Source organism: Arcicella sp. LKC2W, from assembly GCF_034931005.1.
GTDB lineage: Bacteria > Bacteroidota > Bacteroidia > Cytophagales > Spirosomataceae > Arcicella.
This window is the reverse complement of the sequence record NZ_JAYGIN010000014.1, coordinates 196,395-213,279: the sequence shown is the minus strand read 5'-3', so window position 1 is coordinate 213,279 and position 16,885 is coordinate 196,395. Positions and strand designations below refer to the sequence as shown.

General features: G+C 35.1%; 16 protein-coding genes. 7 read left to right on the top strand and 9 right to left on the bottom strand.

All coding sequences use genetic code 11. From position 1 onward, the window contains the following. Positions 1-62 precede the first annotated feature (62 nt). The gene (locus tag VB796_RS12935; protein ID WP_323346969.1) at positions 63-596 is read left to right on the top strand and encodes a MarR family winged helix-turn-helix transcriptional regulator; all 534 of its coding nucleotides are present in this window, start codon (positions 63-65) and stop codon (positions 594-596) included. On the opposite strand, the gene coaD is transcribed toward VB796_RS12935, so the two are convergent. The 4 genes from coaD to ahcY form a co-directional block, all read right to left on the bottom strand. Further along, positions 586-1,041, bottom strand: coding sequence for a pantetheine-phosphate adenylyltransferase (gene coaD, locus VB796_RS12930; protein ID WP_323346968.1), 456 nt, complete (start codon positions 1,039-1,041; stop codon positions 586-588). The two genes, VB796_RS12935 and coaD, sit on opposite strands and share 11 nt — an antisense overlap. After that, entirely contained in the window at positions 1,038-1,832 is a 795-nt protein-coding gene (locus tag VB796_RS12925; RefSeq protein WP_323346967.1) for a DUF3822 family protein, read from the bottom strand. The genes coaD and VB796_RS12925 overlap by 4 nt, the downstream gene beginning before the upstream one ends. 93 nt (positions 1,833-1,925) lie before the next feature. Then, positions 1,926-2,549, bottom strand: coding sequence for a Uma2 family endonuclease (locus VB796_RS12920; RefSeq protein ID WP_323346966.1), 624 nt, complete (start codon positions 2,547-2,549; stop codon positions 1,926-1,928). Between the two features lie 106 nt (positions 2,550-2,655). Further along, on the bottom strand, positions 2,656-3,972 hold the full coding sequence (ahcY, locus tag VB796_RS12915; protein ID WP_323346965.1) for an adenosylhomocysteinase: 1,317 nt from the start codon (positions 3,970-3,972) through the stop codon (positions 2,656-2,658). A gap of 346 nt (positions 3,973-4,318) precedes the next feature. On the opposite strand from ahcY, the gene VB796_RS12910 reads away from it, so the two are divergent. After that, positions 4,319-4,714 carry a hypothetical protein gene (locus VB796_RS12910; RefSeq protein ID WP_323346964.1) on the top strand — a complete coding sequence of 132 codons (396 nt, stop codon included), beginning with the start codon at positions 4,319-4,321 and terminating at the stop codon, positions 4,712-4,714. A gap of 148 nt (positions 4,715-4,862) precedes the next feature. Here VB796_RS12910 and VB796_RS12905 read toward each other — a convergent pair whose 3' ends face one another. Then, positions 4,863-5,852 (bottom strand): hypothetical protein, encoded by a 990-nt coding sequence (locus tag VB796_RS12905; RefSeq protein WP_323346963.1) that lies wholly within the window; start codon positions 5,850-5,852, stop codon positions 4,863-4,865. Between the two features lie 246 nt (positions 5,853-6,098). Then, the gene (locus VB796_RS12900; protein ID WP_323346962.1) at positions 6,099-7,409 is read right to left on the bottom strand and encodes a UDP-N-acetylmuramoyl-tripeptide--D-alanyl-D-alanine ligase; all 1,311 of its coding nucleotides are present in this window, start codon (positions 7,407-7,409) and stop codon (positions 6,099-6,101) included. Between the two features lie 185 nt (positions 7,410-7,594). Between VB796_RS12900 and VB796_RS12895 the strand changes: the two genes are divergently transcribed. Next, positions 7,595-9,850 carry an FG-GAP repeat domain-containing protein gene (locus tag VB796_RS12895; protein ID WP_323346961.1) on the top strand — a complete coding sequence of 752 codons (2,256 nt, stop codon included), beginning with the start codon at positions 7,595-7,597 and terminating at the stop codon, positions 9,848-9,850. 280 nt (positions 9,851-10,130) lie between these two features. Next, positions 10,131-12,632, top strand: coding sequence for an FtsK/SpoIIIE family DNA translocase (locus tag VB796_RS12890; protein WP_323346960.1), 2,502 nt, complete (start codon positions 10,131-10,133; stop codon positions 12,630-12,632). Between the two features lie 167 nt (positions 12,633-12,799). On the opposite strand, the gene VB796_RS12885 is transcribed toward VB796_RS12890, so the two are convergent. Next, entirely contained in the window at positions 12,800-13,231 is a 432-nt protein-coding gene (locus tag VB796_RS12885; protein WP_323346959.1) for a peptidylprolyl isomerase, read from the bottom strand. A 123-nt stretch (positions 13,232-13,354) separates the two neighbouring features. On the opposite strand from VB796_RS12885, the gene VB796_RS12880 reads away from it, so the two are divergent. The 3 genes from VB796_RS12880 to VB796_RS12870 all read left to right on the top strand — a co-directional run bounded on the left by VB796_RS12880 (position 13,355) and on the right by VB796_RS12870 (position 15,044). After that, on the top strand, positions 13,355-13,597 hold the full coding sequence (locus tag VB796_RS12880; protein WP_323346958.1) for a CBU_0592 family membrane protein: 243 nt from the start codon (positions 13,355-13,357) through the stop codon (positions 13,595-13,597). Further along, positions 13,594-14,253, top strand: a complete 660-nt coding sequence (locus VB796_RS12875) for a cyclase family protein (protein ID WP_323346957.1) — start codon at positions 13,594-13,596, stop codon at positions 14,251-14,253. Before VB796_RS12880 ends, VB796_RS12875 begins: the two co-directional genes overlap by 4 nt. A 227-nt stretch (positions 14,254-14,480) precedes the next feature. Then, the gene (locus tag VB796_RS12870) at positions 14,481-15,044 is read left to right on the top strand and encodes a DNA-3-methyladenine glycosylase (RefSeq protein ID WP_323346956.1); all 564 of its coding nucleotides are present in this window, start codon (positions 14,481-14,483) and stop codon (positions 15,042-15,044) included. A 2-nt stretch (positions 15,045-15,046) separates the two neighbouring features. Here VB796_RS12870 and VB796_RS12865 read toward each other — a convergent pair whose 3' ends face one another. Together VB796_RS12865 and VB796_RS12860 are read right to left on the bottom strand one after the other, a co-directional pair. Beyond that, on the bottom strand, positions 15,047-15,463 hold the full coding sequence (locus VB796_RS12865; protein WP_323346955.1) for a hypothetical protein: 417 nt from the start codon (positions 15,461-15,463) through the stop codon (positions 15,047-15,049). Between the two features lie 53 nt (positions 15,464-15,516). After that, entirely contained in the window at positions 15,517-16,410 is an 894-nt protein-coding gene (locus tag VB796_RS12860; protein ID WP_323346954.1) for an EamA/RhaT family transporter, read from the bottom strand. Positions 16,411-16,885 lie beyond the last annotated feature (475 nt).

The window sequence follows — 16,885 nt, the reverse complement described above, 5'->3', positions numbered from 1 at the left end:
TTTTATTTGTAACTTTGTCTTGAAAATATCATCTTTACTCTTGGAAATAATCCAAAACTGATATGTCAAATCTGAAAATAGAAGAAATAGATAGCTTTAAACAAGGCAAAAAACGTCATTTAGGAGGCTTATTAAGTAAGTCTCATCGCCTGATTAGGGAAATTGCAGGGGAATTTTTACGTTCCAAAGGATATGTAAATTTTCGTGTTGGACACATGGTGGCTTTAATTCACATTGATTTTCAAGGCTCAAATATCAATACACTTGCTCAATTGGCAGGCGTAACGAAACAAGCAATGAGTAAATTGGTAAAAGAATTACAAGACGAAGGATACGTAACAACTGAAAAACATTCGAGCGATGCCCGAATTATGGTCGTCAAATTGAGTGAAAAAGGCGTTGACTGTATGCTTGATTGGAAAGAATGCTCTGAGATGATTGAAGCAAAAATCATGGAAATAATTGGCAAAGAGAAATTAGAACAACTAAAAGATATTCTATTTTCTCTGACAAATTATTACGAAAACCACAATGAATTAGGTTCAGATACCAGTTATTTAAAAATAAATTTAGTAGAAGGAAAAATTAAGTGTTGATATTATAAGGCAAAAACTCGTCAACATTTGTGCCGTATCGATGCAAATCACGAATAATGGTTGAGCTGATAGGTGCTAAATGTGGTGAAGTAATTAAGAATACAGTTTCCAAATTTTCCACCAAATATCGGTTTACTTGAGCAATAGAGTTTTCGTATTCAAAATCTGTGGTATTGCGTAATCCTCTAATCAAGAAATTTGCCCCCATATCTTTGGCGACATTGGCAGTTAAGTCATTGTAAGAAACAACACTAACGGGCTGATTTTCAAAAGTCAGCTCAATCCAAGCAATCATTTTTTCAATCGGAAAATATCTTGCTTTATTGGCATTATGTCCAATTCCGATGATAATTTCATCAAAAAGAGTCAAAGCACGTACTACAATATCTTCGTGTCCCTTCGTGAAAGGGTCAAAAGAACCAGGAAAGAAACCAACTTTTTTCATATACCTATTTTAACATTTGGTAAATACTGATTAAGTAAATTAAAATCTTCCGTTTGTTCCTTAATGTTTCCGTAAAGTCGAAGGAAAATTTCATCTGGTTCTACTTCTAATTCATTCATGGCAAAAAGAACGTAATAGACCAAATCTTGAGAGGTTTTGTAAAGAAAACGATTACAATATTTCAAAGTACCATTTACAGTAATAACCATTGTAAAATGCTGATTACCAAAATGGACAAAAGCAGTTTGAGCCTTACTTGACAGAACTGCAAAATCAATTAATTGACTCGTTTTATGTTTATATGAAATATCGACTAAAGGATAAACCTCTGAAAACCAATTACATAATTCACGGTCAGTGCTATACACATTGATAACACCTAAATCTTCGTGTGTGTAAGCATTCACTTCTTCCTCATCTGTGATTAATACACCCTTCGCTAATTGGAGGTATCTAATGGTATATTCTTTTCTAAATAAATCTGTTGGAACTAAAGTAAATGCCTGATTATCAATAATAATTTCAACAGATTTCCATTTCAAAGACTTCAAGAAATCATGAGTTTCATAAATGGTTTGTAAAAACTGAGAAATTGAATTGTCAGATTCAGAAACAGGGAATTGGTAGTTTTCAGTTGCAATCACCTCATTATCAGTCAAATCAGTGACTTCACAGTAAAAAGATGATTCAGAAACCTCACAAGAAAGTTTATATTGATTTAATTTCTCAATATCAAATCTCGGGCTTTCGGTTTTTAACGATGGTTCTATATGTAAAGATTTTGTAGGCAAGGGAGTTTTTATATGTTTGGGGTGCAAATTACGAATAATTATCGCTGAAAAGCAAAAACTCCCACTTTAGTAGGAGTTCAATAATAAAGAATTTTATAGTGCAATACCTTTTTTCAACATCAAATCAGTCAGACAAAGGTAAAGATTGGGCATCACTTCTACCGTTTTATCCCAATTATCAATTGTCCAAGATTTATCGTTTTCTGCCACCATAACTTTCTTAGAAATTGTGTAATACCAGATTACTTTTTCCACGCCAAAATCAAGTAGTTTCTGTGTTTTTTTATGAAAATAATCATTGTCTAAAACATAATCCATATTGGCTTGTGTGTCTATTTCAATCATTATTTTGGGCGGGATATTAAAATATTTATCTTCGTCTGGACTATCTTTTAATTGATTTATTTCATAAATACCTATATCTCCTGACAAATTATTTCCTTGCCCAATATGTAGTCCAAATTCATTTGTTACGATTTCATAAATTTCTTCAGAAATATTTTTTAACATATAGCTAATTATAGCCATTATAATTCTTGTTTGTAGTCGGCTACTTCCCATTACTTCTTCAAATGTCTTTTGGTTTGTTAGAACTTCTCTAAATCCTTCATAATAAATAGGTTTTCCATCCATCACTTCGTAGATAAGGTATGAAGGTATATCTTTCGTTTTAACAGGAAGACGCTTTTTTCGTATTTGTGAGCGAGTAGCTACCATTTGTATATAATTTAAACTTAAAAATAGGTATTAGATTCTGTAAATACAAAAACTCCCTGCCAGATAAATCCGACAGGGAGTTTTTAATGCTCAAGATTCCAAAATCTTAATAACGATAGTGTTCTGATTTGAATGGTCCTTCAACCGATACACCAATATATTCAGCTTGGTCAATTTCCAATTTTTCCAATTTAGCACCAATATGAGCTAAGTGCAAGAAGGCAACTTTCTCATCTAAGTGCTTAGGAAGGATGTATAATTTCTTCTCGTATTTGTCTGTATTTACCCACAATTCTAACTGAGCCAAAGTTTGGTTACAGAAAGAGTTAGACATTACAAAAGATGGGTGTCCCATAGCACAACCTAAGTTTACTAAACGACCTTCAGCCAATACGATGATTTCTTTTCCGTCGATATTATACAAATCTACTTGTGGTTTGATTTGCTCTTTCGATGAACCGTAAGCTCCGTTTAACCAAGCCATGTCGATTTCGTTATCGAAGTGACCGATGTTACAAACGATAGCCTTATCTTTCATCGCTCTGAAATGTTTCTCACGAATGATTTTTAAGTTACCAGTTGCTGTAACGAAGATATTAGCACGAGTAGCGGCTTCGTCCATCGTAACAACTTCAAAACCGTCCATTGCTGCTTGTAAAGCACAGATTGGGTCAATTTCAGTTACTAAAACTCTACAACCAGCTCCACGTAAAGATTCAGCAGAACCTTTTCCAACGTCACCATAACCTGCTACAACCGCTACTTTACCAGCTAACATTAAGTCAGTAGCACGACGGATTGAGTCAACTAATGATTCTTTACAACCGTATTTGTTATCAAATTTAGATTTCGTTACTGAATCATTAACGTTGATAGCAGGAAGATATAATGTTCCATTTTTCAAACGCTCATACAAACGGTGAACACCCGTAGTAGTTTCTTCTGAAAGACCTTTGATACCGTCGATTAACTCAGGATATTCGTCAAACACCATGTTTGTCAAATCACCACCATCATCCAAAATCATATTCAATGGTTGACGCTCTTCTCCGAAAAATAAAGTTTGCTCAATACACCAGTTGAATTCTTCTTCGTTCATACCTTTCCAAGCATAAACTGGAATACCCGCAGCAGCGATAGCCGCAGCAGCATGGTCTTGTGTAGAGAAAATGTTACAAGATGACCAAGTTACGTCAGCACCCAAAGCAGTTAAAGTTTCAATCAAAACGGCTGTTTGGATTGTCATGTGAAGACATCCTGCAATTCTTGCACCTTTCAATGGTTGTGCAGCACCGTATTCAGCACGAAGAGCCATTAAACCTGGCATTTCAGCTTCTGCTAAACGAATTTCTTTGCGACCCCACTCAGCAAGAGCGATGTCTTTTACTTTGTACGGAACGTACTGTTGCGTTTCAGTTGACATTTTTATAATAATTTTTGTACAATGCTATTTCTTAGAATAATACAAAATTAATGCCTTTATCTTTGATTTAAAAAATGATTGAGCAGAAGTTTTTAGTTTTTCCATCAAAATCATTAAAATCAGATATTTTATCGTAAAAAATAATTTTCAAAGATTATTTATCTACCTTTCAAGGTTATTCAAGAGGATATAAGCATACCATTTTTATAACTTTATGATATAAAACGCCTATGCCAAACTATTTTCCTCCCTTGATAATGACAGTGTACCGAATACTAAATATTAGAAAGACTTCTGAGAATATAGTTCTATATTGTTCTCAGAAAACTTTAACTCAAAATATCTCATGAAATCAATCTTCACTGCGGTTTTACTTTTTTTAAGTTATGCCAATACATTCGCACAAAAACCAAGTTTCAAACCTTTGCTCGACCCTAAAAGTCACGCAGGTTGTTATATTGAATCAGGAAATAAAATTATTGGAAATTTATCGGAAGAGGATTCGTTAGGGAAAAATATTACCTTGTTTAATCTGTATGGAAAAGATGAAGATTTCCATGAAATTAAAGGCTCAAAAAAATACCCAATAGGTTATAGCAATGGAAAAGCAAGTATTTTTATCCGACAAACAGCTACTCGAAAAGAACCTAATTCTTGTTTGGAATATCAGCTTTATAAAGTAAAATTAGTGGTGAAAAAGAAAGCTTATTTTTACACTTTCAGAGGTTTTTGTGGGTGCTAAGTAGTTACTGAAAATTAGTTATTGGTTGATTGATTTTCATAAGATATTGATTTTCAACATTAAAGCAAAACTAATTTTACTGTAACACTTAAATATAAAAAGAGGGCTTCGTTTTGAACGAAACCCTCTTAAAAAATATCTTAAAATATTATTTTACCTCAAATCCACCCGTTCCAATTTTGAAACCTTCGGCGTATAATTCTACGGTATATTTTCCTTCACGATAAAGTGTTCCTCCACGACCATAAACCATTTCGATATAAAGATTTTCATTGTCATAATTCAAATCTCCACGAGTGGTATAAGCCAATTCTTGACCATTAAAAGTAAAGTTTCCAGAACCTGTTGCCGAATCAAAAATCGTTGAACCGTCTGGGTCAAGCACTCTGATAAAAACCGTTTTACGTTCTTGTTCAGTTACATCATTTTTGGCTAACTGAAAAGCAATTTTAATTTTAGCCAACTTTTTAGCTTTATATCGCTTTTCTTCTGATTCTTTTCCTTTTTCGTTAATTCCGATAACCTTCACATATTCAGCTTTCAAAGCCGCTGCTTTGGTTACTTTTTCAGCTAAAATCTTATTTTTAGATGTTACTTCTTCTTTTTCAGCTTTTTCTTTTTCAACACTTTGAGCCAATCCTTGCTTTTCGGTTTTAAGTGTTGAGTTTTCAGAATTAAGATTTTGATTTTCGGAAGCTAACACGCCATTTTCTTCACGAAGTTTTACTAATTCTTGTTCTTTGGCAGTTAATAATGATTCGTAATTTCTGATTTTATCTTCATATTTAGATTTTACACTGGCAATTTCGCTTGATGAACGCTTCGATAAATCTTTTTTATCTTGTTCCAATTCAGCTTTTGCCTTTTGCAATTCAGTAACATCGCCTCCTAATTTTTGCACCTCTGCAATTTGAGCGTCTAATTGTACCGTGATTGAATCTAATTTCGTGCGAGTTTGTGCCAATTCCATCACTTTCGTACTGATGACTTCTTGCTGATTGGTAACTGTCTCTTTCGACTGAAAAAGCATATAACCTAAACCGCCTGATAGTAAGGTCATTACTACTAATCCTGCTTTGAGAGCATTATTATTATTTCCAGATTTTTGCGGGGAATTCTGAGATGAATAATTATCCATGATTTTGATGGGTGGTATTAGTTTGATAAAATTTGGGATATTCTATGATTACTAACGTAACATGGTTCAAATGTAATATTTTCAATCAGGAATGTTTATGAGTGATTGAGTAAATGGTATAGAAAATGAGTAAACGGCTATTGATGTAACACAGGCTTCAGTCTGTATGTAGAAAAAATACTTACAGACTGAAGTCTGTGTTACATTATAAAATCTATTTTTTTACAGACTGAAGTCTGTGTTACTTTACAAAAACTGTAAAACACTTTCTAAGCCCATTCCACGAGAACCTTTTACGAGTACGTGTGTATTGGTTTGCGGATAATCCTGCAACCATGTGTGTAACCCAAATTTATCAGGGAAATATAGCACTTTCATCACAGGTAAAACTCTTACGGCATTTTCCATCAGTGACCCTACCAAAAGAATTTTCTCAAAATTACATGCTGACAAAAGCGTTCCAATGGCCTGGTGTTCGGCTTCGGCTTCGGCTCCCAATTCAAACATATCACCCAAAATCACCATTTTTTTATCGGCTTTCAAATTATTGAAATTCTTAATAGCTGCCGACATTGACGATGGATTAGCATTGTAAGCATCCATCAAAATCATATTTGTACCTTTCTCTACAAATTGAGAACGGTTATTGTTCGGAACATAATCTGCCACTGCTTGACAAGCGGTTTTGGTATCAATACCAAAATATTCACCGATTCGTACCGCTGCCGCAATATTTTGAAAATTGTAAGCACCTGTAAGATGAGACTGAAAATATCCACCTTCTCTTTCGGTAAAAGTTACCACTGGAATTTCTTCCTGCATGGTCACTACTGTCGGAAATCTTCTGTTGGTATTTGTTGTATAAGTGATTATTTCTTTAAACCCATGAAGTTCTTGAGCCATTTCATACGTTGGGTCAGAAGCAATATTGACAAAAACTGTTTGGTGATTTTGAGCTAACCAATCAAATAATTCGCCCTTACCTTTTGCAACGCCTTCTACCCCACCGAAACCCTCTAAATGAGCCTTTCCAATGTTGGTAATAAAGCCATGTGTAGGTTCACAAATTTCTACCAATTCCTTAATATCACCTTGTTTATTTGCTCCCATTTCAATGATAGCAATTTCTACCGAATCATCAATAGCTAAAACAGTAAGCGGAACTCCGATGTGATTATTGAGATTTCCAACGGTACAATAAGTATTAAACTTTGTCGATAAAACACTATTAATCAGCTCTTTGGTAGTTGTTTTTCCGTTAGAACCCGTAAGTCCAATGAAAGGAATATTAAACTGTTTCCGATGAAAATTAGCTAAATCTTGTAAAGCTTTCAAGCCATCTTCTACCAACAGAAAACGCTCGTCAGTCACTACCTCTGGGTCATCAACTACGGCATACCTTGCACCTTTTTCGAGTGCTTGTTGTGCAAAAGCATTAGCATCAAAATTGGGTCCTTTCAAGGCAAAAAACATTGAATCTGAGCCAATTTTACGAGTATCCGTTGAAACACCAGAACATTCTCTGTATTTTTGATATAAATCAATAAGCGAAATCATTGTTTTTTTCGTTATGGTTTTGAAGTTTCGTATGAACAGGTCAGACGATAGTCAGACCCTAATTTATTATTTCATATCAGCAGGTCAGACGATAGTCAGACCTTAATTTAGTCTGACTATCGTCTGACTAAATTCAACGAATACGAAATTAATCTATTGAAAACATAAAATCTAAATATATTGCGATGCAAGGAATATTTACCCATAAATTTTCATTTCTAATATTCATATTTCTCATTTTTTTGAGTTATGAATTTAGTTTTGCTCAGGATTTTACCTTCAAATTCGATAATTCTTTGAAAATTGTTCAAAATGGACAAACCTTAACTAATGCTTTTACAGGTGGGATCAACGCTCCGCAATTTTCAACTTGTAAATTGGACAAAGACGGTATCGACGACCTTGTTGTATTTGATAGAACTGCTCAAAAACTATATACTTTTTTAGCTAAACAAGACAATACAGGTAAATACTTTTGGCAGTACGCCCCACAATTTGAAAGTGCCTTTCCCAAAATTAATAATTGGATTTTATTGCGAGATTACAATCGAGACGGGAAAAAGGATATTTTCACCTATACACCAGGTGGAATAAAAGCCTATAAAAATACGACAACCGACAACCTAAGTTTTCAACTTTTTGCTGACCCAATTTATAGCACAGGATATTCTGGCAAATTAAATCTTTACTTGAGTTCTACCGATATGCCATCTATTGCAGACATTGACAATGATGGTGATGATGACATTGTTGCCTTTGATGTGTCGGGAAATTTCACGATGTTTCATAGAAATTTCAGTATTGAAAATTATAAAAATGCCGATAATTTAGAATTTAGACGGGTCGGAGACTGCTGGGGAGGTTTTTATAAAGAACATTTTGACGACATCGTTTTCAATCAACCTTGCGGAGATAATCCCGTTCCATTAGCCAATCCTTTTGAAACCGACAAAAACGCTAAAATTTTACATTCTGGTAATTCTTTATTGCTTTTAGACATAAATGGAGATGGCTTAAAAGATATTCTATTCGGTCATGTCACTAAAAATAATGTAGCATCTTTAAACAACACAGGCACACTTGCAAGAGCAAGGTTTAGTGCGGCAAACTATAAATTCCCGAATGCAAAGCCTATTGATTTTGCCGTATTTCCTGCCATGTATTACGAAGATTTAGACTTTGACGGAGTTAAAGATTTAATATCGTCGCCAAATGGTGCAGATAATGCTTTACAAACGGTAGATTATCAAAATTCGGTTTGGTTTTATAAGAATATCGGTAAAGACGACAAGCCAGATTTCAGTTTTGTTCAGACTAATATGTTGCAAAATAGCATGGTGGATTTGGGTGAAAATACGGCTCCAGTTTTTGCAGATATTGATGGTGACGGCGACCAAGATTTATTGGTTGGCAATGCGGGAAATCGTGGCGATACAGGTTATAGAGCCAGTATTTCTTTGTTTGAAAATAAAGGAAACAATACTTTTGAATTAACGAATAATGATTATTTAGGCATTGCTAAAAACCAGCAATTATTTGAAATTAAGCCTTTTATAACCGACTTAAATGCTGATGGAGTGGACGATTTTGGATTCATATCCAATTCATTCGTGGGAGCTTCTATTCGTTATTTTCCCAATCGAGCGGCAAAAGGAAAAGCATTTGATGTAAGATTGACAGAAGTCGTTACCATTCCATCAGTAGAATACCTCGCCAATGGCGACTATCCGCTTTTTTTTGATTTGAATAAAGACGGACTCAAAGACCTTTTATTAGGAAAGGGAAGCGGACGTTTGGAATATTATAAAAATACAGGAACAGCTCAAAAGCCCATTTATACGATTGAAAAAGACCAATTGGGTGGCATTACGGATGATTATACCGTTGGGAATATTTCTTTAGCAGTGGCAGATTTGAACGGCGATGGTAAAGAAGAATTAATCACAGGCAGTAGAAGTGGATTTGTCAAAGTTTATAAAAACGTTACAGAACAAAACCAAACTAAATTTGTAGCTGATAGCACCTCTATTTTTGACGAATTCAACAACAAAAATGCTCAATTACCATTAGGTGGAATGTTAAATATTGCAGTAAGCGACCTTAATAATGACTTAATTCCCGACTTAATGATTGGGACAAATACAGGTGGTTTGAAATGGCTAAAAAATACTTCTAAGTTTCTGATTACCTCCACCGAAGAGCAGAAGAACTTTATCGTTTATCCGAACCCGACCAGTCGCTATTTATACGTCAAAAATCCCATCATGGCTGATTATGAGCTATTTGACACAATGGGCAGAAAAGTATTATCACAAAGAAACCAAACTACCAATCAGGATTTAGTGTTGGATTTAGCTGCTCAAACAGATGGAATTTATATCTTAAAAATCTCTAAAGATGGGAAAATTGAGCAGACGGAGAAGGTGCTTTTGAGGAAATAAAACTTATACAACAATCCCGCTGGTACTGATTTGCAATCAGTACCTAAATGGTTTGGCAACTGTGCTGCACATTTTCAAATACAAAACCCATTCATACTTTCACAACTACACAATTCTTCTACAAAATCCACAAATAACAGTTTTTTCAAAAAAATCTCGCAAAACACCCTCAAATTTACGAACTTTGGGTTAATTGAATGATTGAGGAATGATTTCAATTTTGGAAGTTTTAAATCCGAAATTAAAATCTGAAAATCCGCAATCAACAAACATCCTTACTATGGCAAAGAATATCCCCAAAATCGCAGACCGTCCTAAAGAACGAAAACCAAATAAACAATTATCATTTGATTTTAACTTTAAGAGTTTAACCCAAAATGAACAATTCAAGTTTGTTGTGGGGGTTTTGTTTATGCTCGTAGCAGCGTTTATGCTCATTTCGTTTTTCTCTCATCTTTTCACAGGAAATGCCGACCAGAGTGAAATTGATGCAGCATTAGCACATACTCAGAAGAATAAAAAAACAGCTAATCCTTTTGGCTTGTACGGAGCAAAATTATCTCATTTATTGATATTTGAATTATTTGGTTGGTCAGCATTTTTGTTGATTCCAATACTATTTGTTTCAGGGTTCAAAATGAGTTTCAAAAGAGAACTTATTCCCTTAGAAAATCTTACTTGGCAAGCCTTATTTTATACATTTTGGTTTAGCTGTTTCTTTGGTTTTTTTGTATTCATGCTCGACGCACAAGCAACATTAAGCAACGTTTGCGGAGGAATCGGTTATTTTATTAATCAAAGTCTGTATGGTGTAATTGGCTGGGCATCAATTTTAGTCATTATGTTCGTGCTGATTGTTTTTGTGGTTTATTATTACGGAATCGACTCAGTAAGTAAACTTTCGGATAAATTAAATTCACAAACCGTTTTGCAAGAAGCTGACGATGAAGAGGAAGAAGTATTAGTTGAAAAAGACATCGCAAATGCTAAAAATATACAAAGAGTTCGTCAAGATTTACAAGCTCCACCAATTATTGAGGAGGAATTGGAAGATTTAACTATCGACCATGTTGATAATCACGATGAAGAGAATATTCGCCCGTACCTTCCGCCAGTTGTGACAACGCCAACGCCAACGACTAAAAGTCCAAAGGGTGAAATTTCATTGACGATTGAAAATGTCGAAGACATTCCAGAAACCATCGAAGAAGAAGAAACGCCAATAGTTTTAGATGAAAAAGATGCCGTCAACGAAGAGTTATTGAAAAAGTTTGGTTTGTACGACCCAATGCTTGATTTACCGCATTATAAATTCCCAACTTTAGATTTAATGAAGGAATATGATACAGGTAAAGCCAATGTTTCGCAGGAAGAATTGAAGGCAAATTCTGATAAAATTGTGGAGACTTTGGGTAACTATGGAATCGGAATTGCCTCAATTAAAGCTACGATTGGACCAACCGTTACGCTTTACGAAATTATTCCAGATGCTGGGGTTAGAATTTCTAAAATCAAAAATTTAGAAGATGATATTGCCCTTTCATTAGCGGCTTTGGGAATTCGTATTATTGCTCCAATTCCAGGAAAAGGGACAATTGGTATTGAAGTACCAAACAAAAACCGTGAAATGGTGCCTGTCAGAATGGTAATTGGTTCAGAGAAATTCCAAAAATCAACCGCTGATTTACCAATTGTTTTGGGTAAAACCATCAGTAATGAAATCTTTGTTACCGACCTTGCCAAAATGCCACACTTATTAATGGCGGGAGCAACAGGACAAGGAAAGTCAGTTGGTTTGAACATGATTTTGACTTCGTTATTATACAAAAAGCATCCATCACAATTAAAGTTTGTATTGGTTGACCCCAAAAAGGTAGAATTAACGCTTTTCAATAAAATAGAACGCCACTTTTTGGCAATGTTACCAAACTCTGCCGAAGCCATTATTACCGATACTAAAAAGGTTGTACACACCCTCAATTCATTGTGTATCGAAATGGATAATCGTTATAATTTATTGAAAGATGCAGGTTGTAGAAATTTGAAAGAATACAACGTAAAATTTGTCAATAGAAGATTAAATCCAGAAAAAGGTCATTATTTCATGCCTTATATTGTCTTGGTTATTGACGAATTAGCCGACTTAATGATGACCGCAGGTAAAGAAGTTGAACAACCTATTGCTCGTTTGGCTCAGTTGGCTCGTGCCATTGGTATTCACTTGGTAATTGCTACGCAACGTCCTTCGGTAAACGTAATTACGGGTACGATTAAAGCAAACTTCCCTGCTCGTTTGTCATTTAAAGTAACGTCAAAAATTGACTCAAGAACCATTTTAGACACAGGTGGAGCAGAACAATTAGTAGGTATGGGAGATATGTTACTCTCGACGGGTTCGGATATTATTCGTTTACAATGTGCTTTTGTAGATACTCCAGAAGTGGACGACGTTTGTGATTTTATCGGCAATCAACAAGGCTATGATTCTGCGTATATGTTGCCAGAGTTTGAAGGAGATAATGAAGGCGGAAATGATAAAGCAGAATTTGATGCCAGCAATCGTGACCCATTCTTTGATGATGCCGCTCGCTTAATTGTAACGCATCAACAAGGCTCTACTTCATTGATTCAGAGACGATTAAAATTAGGATACAACCGTGCAGGACGATTAATTGACCAATTAGAAGCAGCAGGAATTGTAGGTGTTTTTGAAGGCTCAAAAGCTCGTGAAGTATTGGTAAAAGATATGGATGCTTTGGAGAGATTGCTAAAAGAACTTTAGGAAGGGAATGAAGTTAAGGAGTTATGAGTTATGGAGTTAAGGGGTATGGAGTTAAGGGGTATGGAGTTATGAGTTATGAAGTTGAGGGGATTATGGGTTATACTTTACTCATAACTCCATTACCTAATTACCCATAACCCCATTACTCATCCCCCATTTCTCCTCACTTACCCAATAGAAACTAAGTCCAAATCAAAAATTAAATCCTTTCCAGCCAAAGGGTGATTAGCATCCAAAGTGATAGTCAAATCAGTTACTTCAACCACCGTTACTGGCATTACTTGTCCAGAACCATCTTGGTGCATATTTAATTGCATACCTACTTCGTAAGGAATATCAGCAGGAATTTCAGCTTTGTTGAAAACCGCCAAATAATTTTGGTCAACTTCTCCGTAAGCCTCCGCCGCAGGAATATGAATCGTTTTTTTCTCACCTACACTCATACCTGTAACGCCTTCATCAAAACCTTTGATAACCATTCCAGAACCAACTTCAAACTCTAAAGGTTCACGTCCTGCTGAACTATCGAAAATAGTTCCATCAGTCAATTTTCCTGTGTAGTGGACGTTAATTTTATCGCCCGATTTTACTTGTGCCATTGTCTATGTTTGTTAAAATTTGGGCAAAGGTCGGGAATGCCCGCTAAATATGCTAATTTGAAAATATAGTTTTAGTTTAGTCTGAAAATTTGAAGTACGAAAAACAATCTATAATTTTATTGAATGAACGAACTAATTATTGAATTTATTGGCTGGATAGCCTCAATACTCATCGTTGGAGCATTTGCTCTCAATTCGCTTAATAAAATTCCCTCCACATCTACCGCCTATCAATTAGCCAATCTTATAGGAGGTATTTTTTTTATCGTTAATACAATTCATCACAAGGCTTATCCATCGGCAATGGTCAATGTTGTTTGGGTTTTTATTGCCATTTTTGCCTTACTAAAAAACAAAAAATCATGAGATTTATAGATTTAAGCCATACCATTGAAGAAGGCGTTGTTACTTATAAAGGCCTGCCAGCACCCGTTATTTGCGATTTTTGGACTCGTGAGGAATCCAAACAATGGTATGAAGAAGGAACATCTTTTCAGATGGGAAAAATTGAAATGGTTTCTAATACGGGTACGTATTTGGATACGCCTTTTCACCGTTACGAAGACGGCAAAGATTTATCTGAAATCTTGATTGAACAAACTGCCATGTTGGATGCCGTACTAATTCAAATTCCTTATCAACAAACTTTACGGATTGATAAGTCAAATTTTGAAGGTTTAGACCTACACAATAAAGCTATGTTGGTAAACACCAATTGGGACGAAAATTGGAAAACAGATGCCTATTATTCTAACAATCCATTTCTGACTGCCGATGCGGCTGAATATTTGGTTTCTCAAGGCGTAAAATTAGTGGGAATTGATTCTCATAATATTGACGATGTTGAAGGCAAATCTCGTCCAGTGCATACAATTTTGCTGAAAAATGAAATTTTAATTGTTGAACATCTTTGCAATCTGAAAGAAATTCCAGCCAATACTCCTTTTAAATTTTCGGCAACACCACCAAAAGTAAAGGGTATGGGAACATTTCCAGTTAGAGCTTATGCCGTTTTAGATTAGAATAACGACGGGAATCTTTCCTATTTTACTTCGGAATTATATACTATTTGACGCAAAACCTCACCCCCGACCCCTCTCCGTTGGAAAGGGGAGAAAAAAGAGGTCGAATACTCCCCTCTCCAACGGAGAGGGGTCGGGGTGAGGTTTTTATTGAAAAAACTTGACTTGCGTCAAATTGTATATACTTCCGTTTTACTTTCACAGGAAAGATTCCCAGATACACGAATATGGATTTATTCAATTTAGATACACTTTCTGTCGCCAAACAATTACTGGGATACACACTCATACACGAAAGCGAAGAAGGGATAACTGCGGGAATTATTGTGGAAACAGAAAGTTATTTACAAGATGACCCCGCTTGCCATGCGTACCGACGAAAAAGTGAACGTAATGCTCCGATGTTTGGCGAAGCAGGAACAATTTACGTTTATCAAATTTACGGAATGCACTTTTGTGTCAATATTTCCACTAACCAAAAAGACATTGGCGAAGCCGTATTAATCCGTGCTTTAGAACCTGTGGACGGAATAGAATTGATGAAGGAAAGACGTAAGACTGATTTAATCAAAAATTTATGCTCAGGGCCAGGAAAATTAGTACAAGCAATGGCAATTCATAAAGGAATGAATCATTGGAATATCTTGAAGAATGACCTAAAAATCATTACCCCAAAGACTGAAACCCCTGATAATGAAATCATTACCACTACCAGAATTGGCATTACGCAAGGTGCAGACTTGCCTTATCGGTTTTATTTGAAGGATAATAAATTTGTTAGTCGGAAGTAGAATTATCCAACTAATAATATTAATTCCGATTTGGTTAGTTTCCAGATATTGGTCTGGTTAGAAATAATAAAGCTATTACGTTTTCCTAAACCTTTCACAAAAGCATTATATGTTTTGAAGGGGCAAATAACCATACCAATCAATACAAGACTTATCGGATAAATCCACGTTCTTAGATAACCTCTTCTTCCTCCACTGGCTATTTCCCAAGCACTGACTTCGCACTCTCCTGTCCAGTTGGTTTTATATCCAGTTATCAAATGATTCAAATCGTGTAACATTAATGCTTTTCCGTCTAAATTGGGATATTTAAACGAAAATCTACCAATATTTACCTCATTGAATTTATCCTTTACTCCTCCATCAATCGGTAAATTATTAACTTCCCAAAAATATTTTAATTCGTCAAGAATTGTCATAAGTTTTCAAGTTTGTTTATTGTCTAATATCACTTCGAATAAGACTGTCCGTGTTACAAAAGTCCTTGATACGAAATCAATCCGATGGCGATAACTGCTAAAGCCAATCCAACTTTATTAAGATTTGACAGTTTTTCTTGGAAGAAAATCAAGGCTATCAAAGCAGAAATTAGAATTACGCTGATATTATAAATCGGCAAAACAAACGCTCCGTTATTCTGAAAAGCATCTAAGGCTTTCAATAAAAAATAGAATGATAAAAAATTAGGAATGCCTAATGGAAAAGCTGCCCAAAGACTTTTCAATTCTAACTTTTCTTTCCCTTGTATTATTCTCAAAATCAAGACAATACCTCCAAAAACAATTGAGCCTATCAAAATAGTTAAGGTAAAAGGAATGGTATTTCCAGAAGCAGTTACGTATTTGGCATTCAAGAAATTGAAGGTTGTATTAGTAATTCCGTACATCGTAAATACGACAATCGGCAACAACCAATCGGAAGTTTTTACGGAACGACTTTCTGTATTTTCTTCTTTTTTTAGGGTACTTAAAACAACTGCAACGATGGCTAAGACTAAACCCAAATAGTTTAATCCATCAAAATTTTGACTTGTTTTTAATACAACTAAACTAAAAATCACAGGAATTACCAAAGAGATATTATTTGCCAATGAAGTAGCTGTAATGCCCATTCTTTGCGTTGATATGCCTGATAACAAAAAAGTTACCACAAAACCCACACCCAAAAGCATGGCAAAAAGCGTAGAAGGTTGGGTAAAATCAACTGAAAAATGTTGGGTACTTGGTAAGAAAATTAAACCTGTTAAAAAGCAAACAGGATAATTGAGAATAATTGCTTGAAAAGTATTAACCCCAAAACGTGGATGAACACGAAAGTTAATGAGCAATAAAACGGAGAAAAATACGCTGAGGGCTAAGTAAATCATAAGTGGTTATTGGAAATCGGTTATTGGTCGATTGGTTTGTACAAGTAATTATCTTTCAATAAATAAACGGAAGTATAAACTATTTGTCGCAGACAAGATTAGACCACAGATTTAACAGATTCGACGGATTTACACTGGGACGGACAGTCAGATTATTCTTGATTTTATCAGACTGTGCGTCCCAGTGTAAATCTGTTAAATCTGTGAAATCCGTGGTCTAATTTTATCTTGCGAAAAACGCTTTATAGTTCCATAAATAAATTGAATTCACAAAAATGGCACGAACTTTTGAATTCGTGCCATTTTTGTGAATTTTATTTCGGAACAATGTACTTATTTACGCAAACCGCTGACGGGCAATTCCATTGTGGATAAAAAAACGCTGTCAGGGTTAAGTCCGACACCCCGACAGCGGCTTTTCGCCCTGTCGGCGGTTGTGCGGGGAATAATCGTTTATTCCGTTTTTATTTAGCAA

What these genes read in the sequence shown, in the direction of transcription:
- VB796_RS12865 (WP_323346955.1), bottom strand. Translation starts at nt 15,463, where the DNA reads ATGACAATTCTTGACGAATTAAAATATTTTTGGGAAGTTAATAATTTA.
- VB796_RS12890 (WP_323346960.1), top strand. Translation starts at nt 10,131, where the DNA reads ATGGCAAAGAATATCCCCAAAATCGCAGACCGTCCTAAAGAACGAAAA.
- ahcY (WP_323346965.1), bottom strand. Translation starts at nt 3,972, where the DNA reads ATGTCAACTGAAACGCAACAGTACGTTCCGTACAAAGTAAAAGACATC.
- VB796_RS12905 (WP_323346963.1), bottom strand. Translation starts at nt 5,852, where the DNA reads ATGGATAATTATTCATCTCAGAATTCCCCGCAAAAATCTGGAAATAAT.
- VB796_RS12910 (WP_323346964.1), top strand. Translation starts at nt 4,319, where the DNA reads ATGAAATCAATCTTCACTGCGGTTTTACTTTTTTTAAGTTATGCCAAT.
- VB796_RS12880 (WP_323346958.1), top strand. Translation starts at nt 13,355, where the DNA reads ATGAACGAACTAATTATTGAATTTATTGGCTGGATAGCCTCAATACTC.
- VB796_RS12860 (WP_323346954.1), bottom strand. Translation starts at nt 16,410, where the DNA reads ATGATTTACTTAGCCCTCAGCGTATTTTTCTCCGTTTTATTGCTCATT.
- VB796_RS12935 (WP_323346969.1), top strand. Translation starts at nt 63, where the DNA reads ATGTCAAATCTGAAAATAGAAGAAATAGATAGCTTTAAACAAGGCAAA.
- VB796_RS12875 (WP_323346957.1), top strand. Translation starts at nt 13,594, where the DNA reads ATGAGATTTATAGATTTAAGCCATACCATTGAAGAAGGCGTTGTTACT.
- VB796_RS12870 (WP_323346956.1), top strand. Translation starts at nt 14,481, where the DNA reads ATGGATTTATTCAATTTAGATACACTTTCTGTCGCCAAACAATTACTG.
- coaD (WP_323346968.1), bottom strand. Translation starts at nt 1,041, where the DNA reads ATGAAAAAAGTTGGTTTCTTTCCTGGTTCTTTTGACCCTTTCACGAAG.
- VB796_RS12920 (WP_323346966.1), bottom strand. Translation starts at nt 2,549, where the DNA reads ATGGTAGCTACTCGCTCACAAATACGAAAAAAGCGTCTTCCTGTTAAA.
- VB796_RS12885 (WP_323346959.1), bottom strand. Translation starts at nt 13,231, where the DNA reads ATGGCACAAGTAAAATCGGGCGATAAAATTAACGTCCACTACACAGGA.
- VB796_RS12900 (WP_323346962.1), bottom strand. Translation starts at nt 7,409, where the DNA reads ATGATTTCGCTTATTGATTTATATCAAAAATACAGAGAATGTTCTGGT.
- VB796_RS12895 (WP_323346961.1), top strand. Translation starts at nt 7,595, where the DNA reads ATGCAAGGAATATTTACCCATAAATTTTCATTTCTAATATTCATATTT.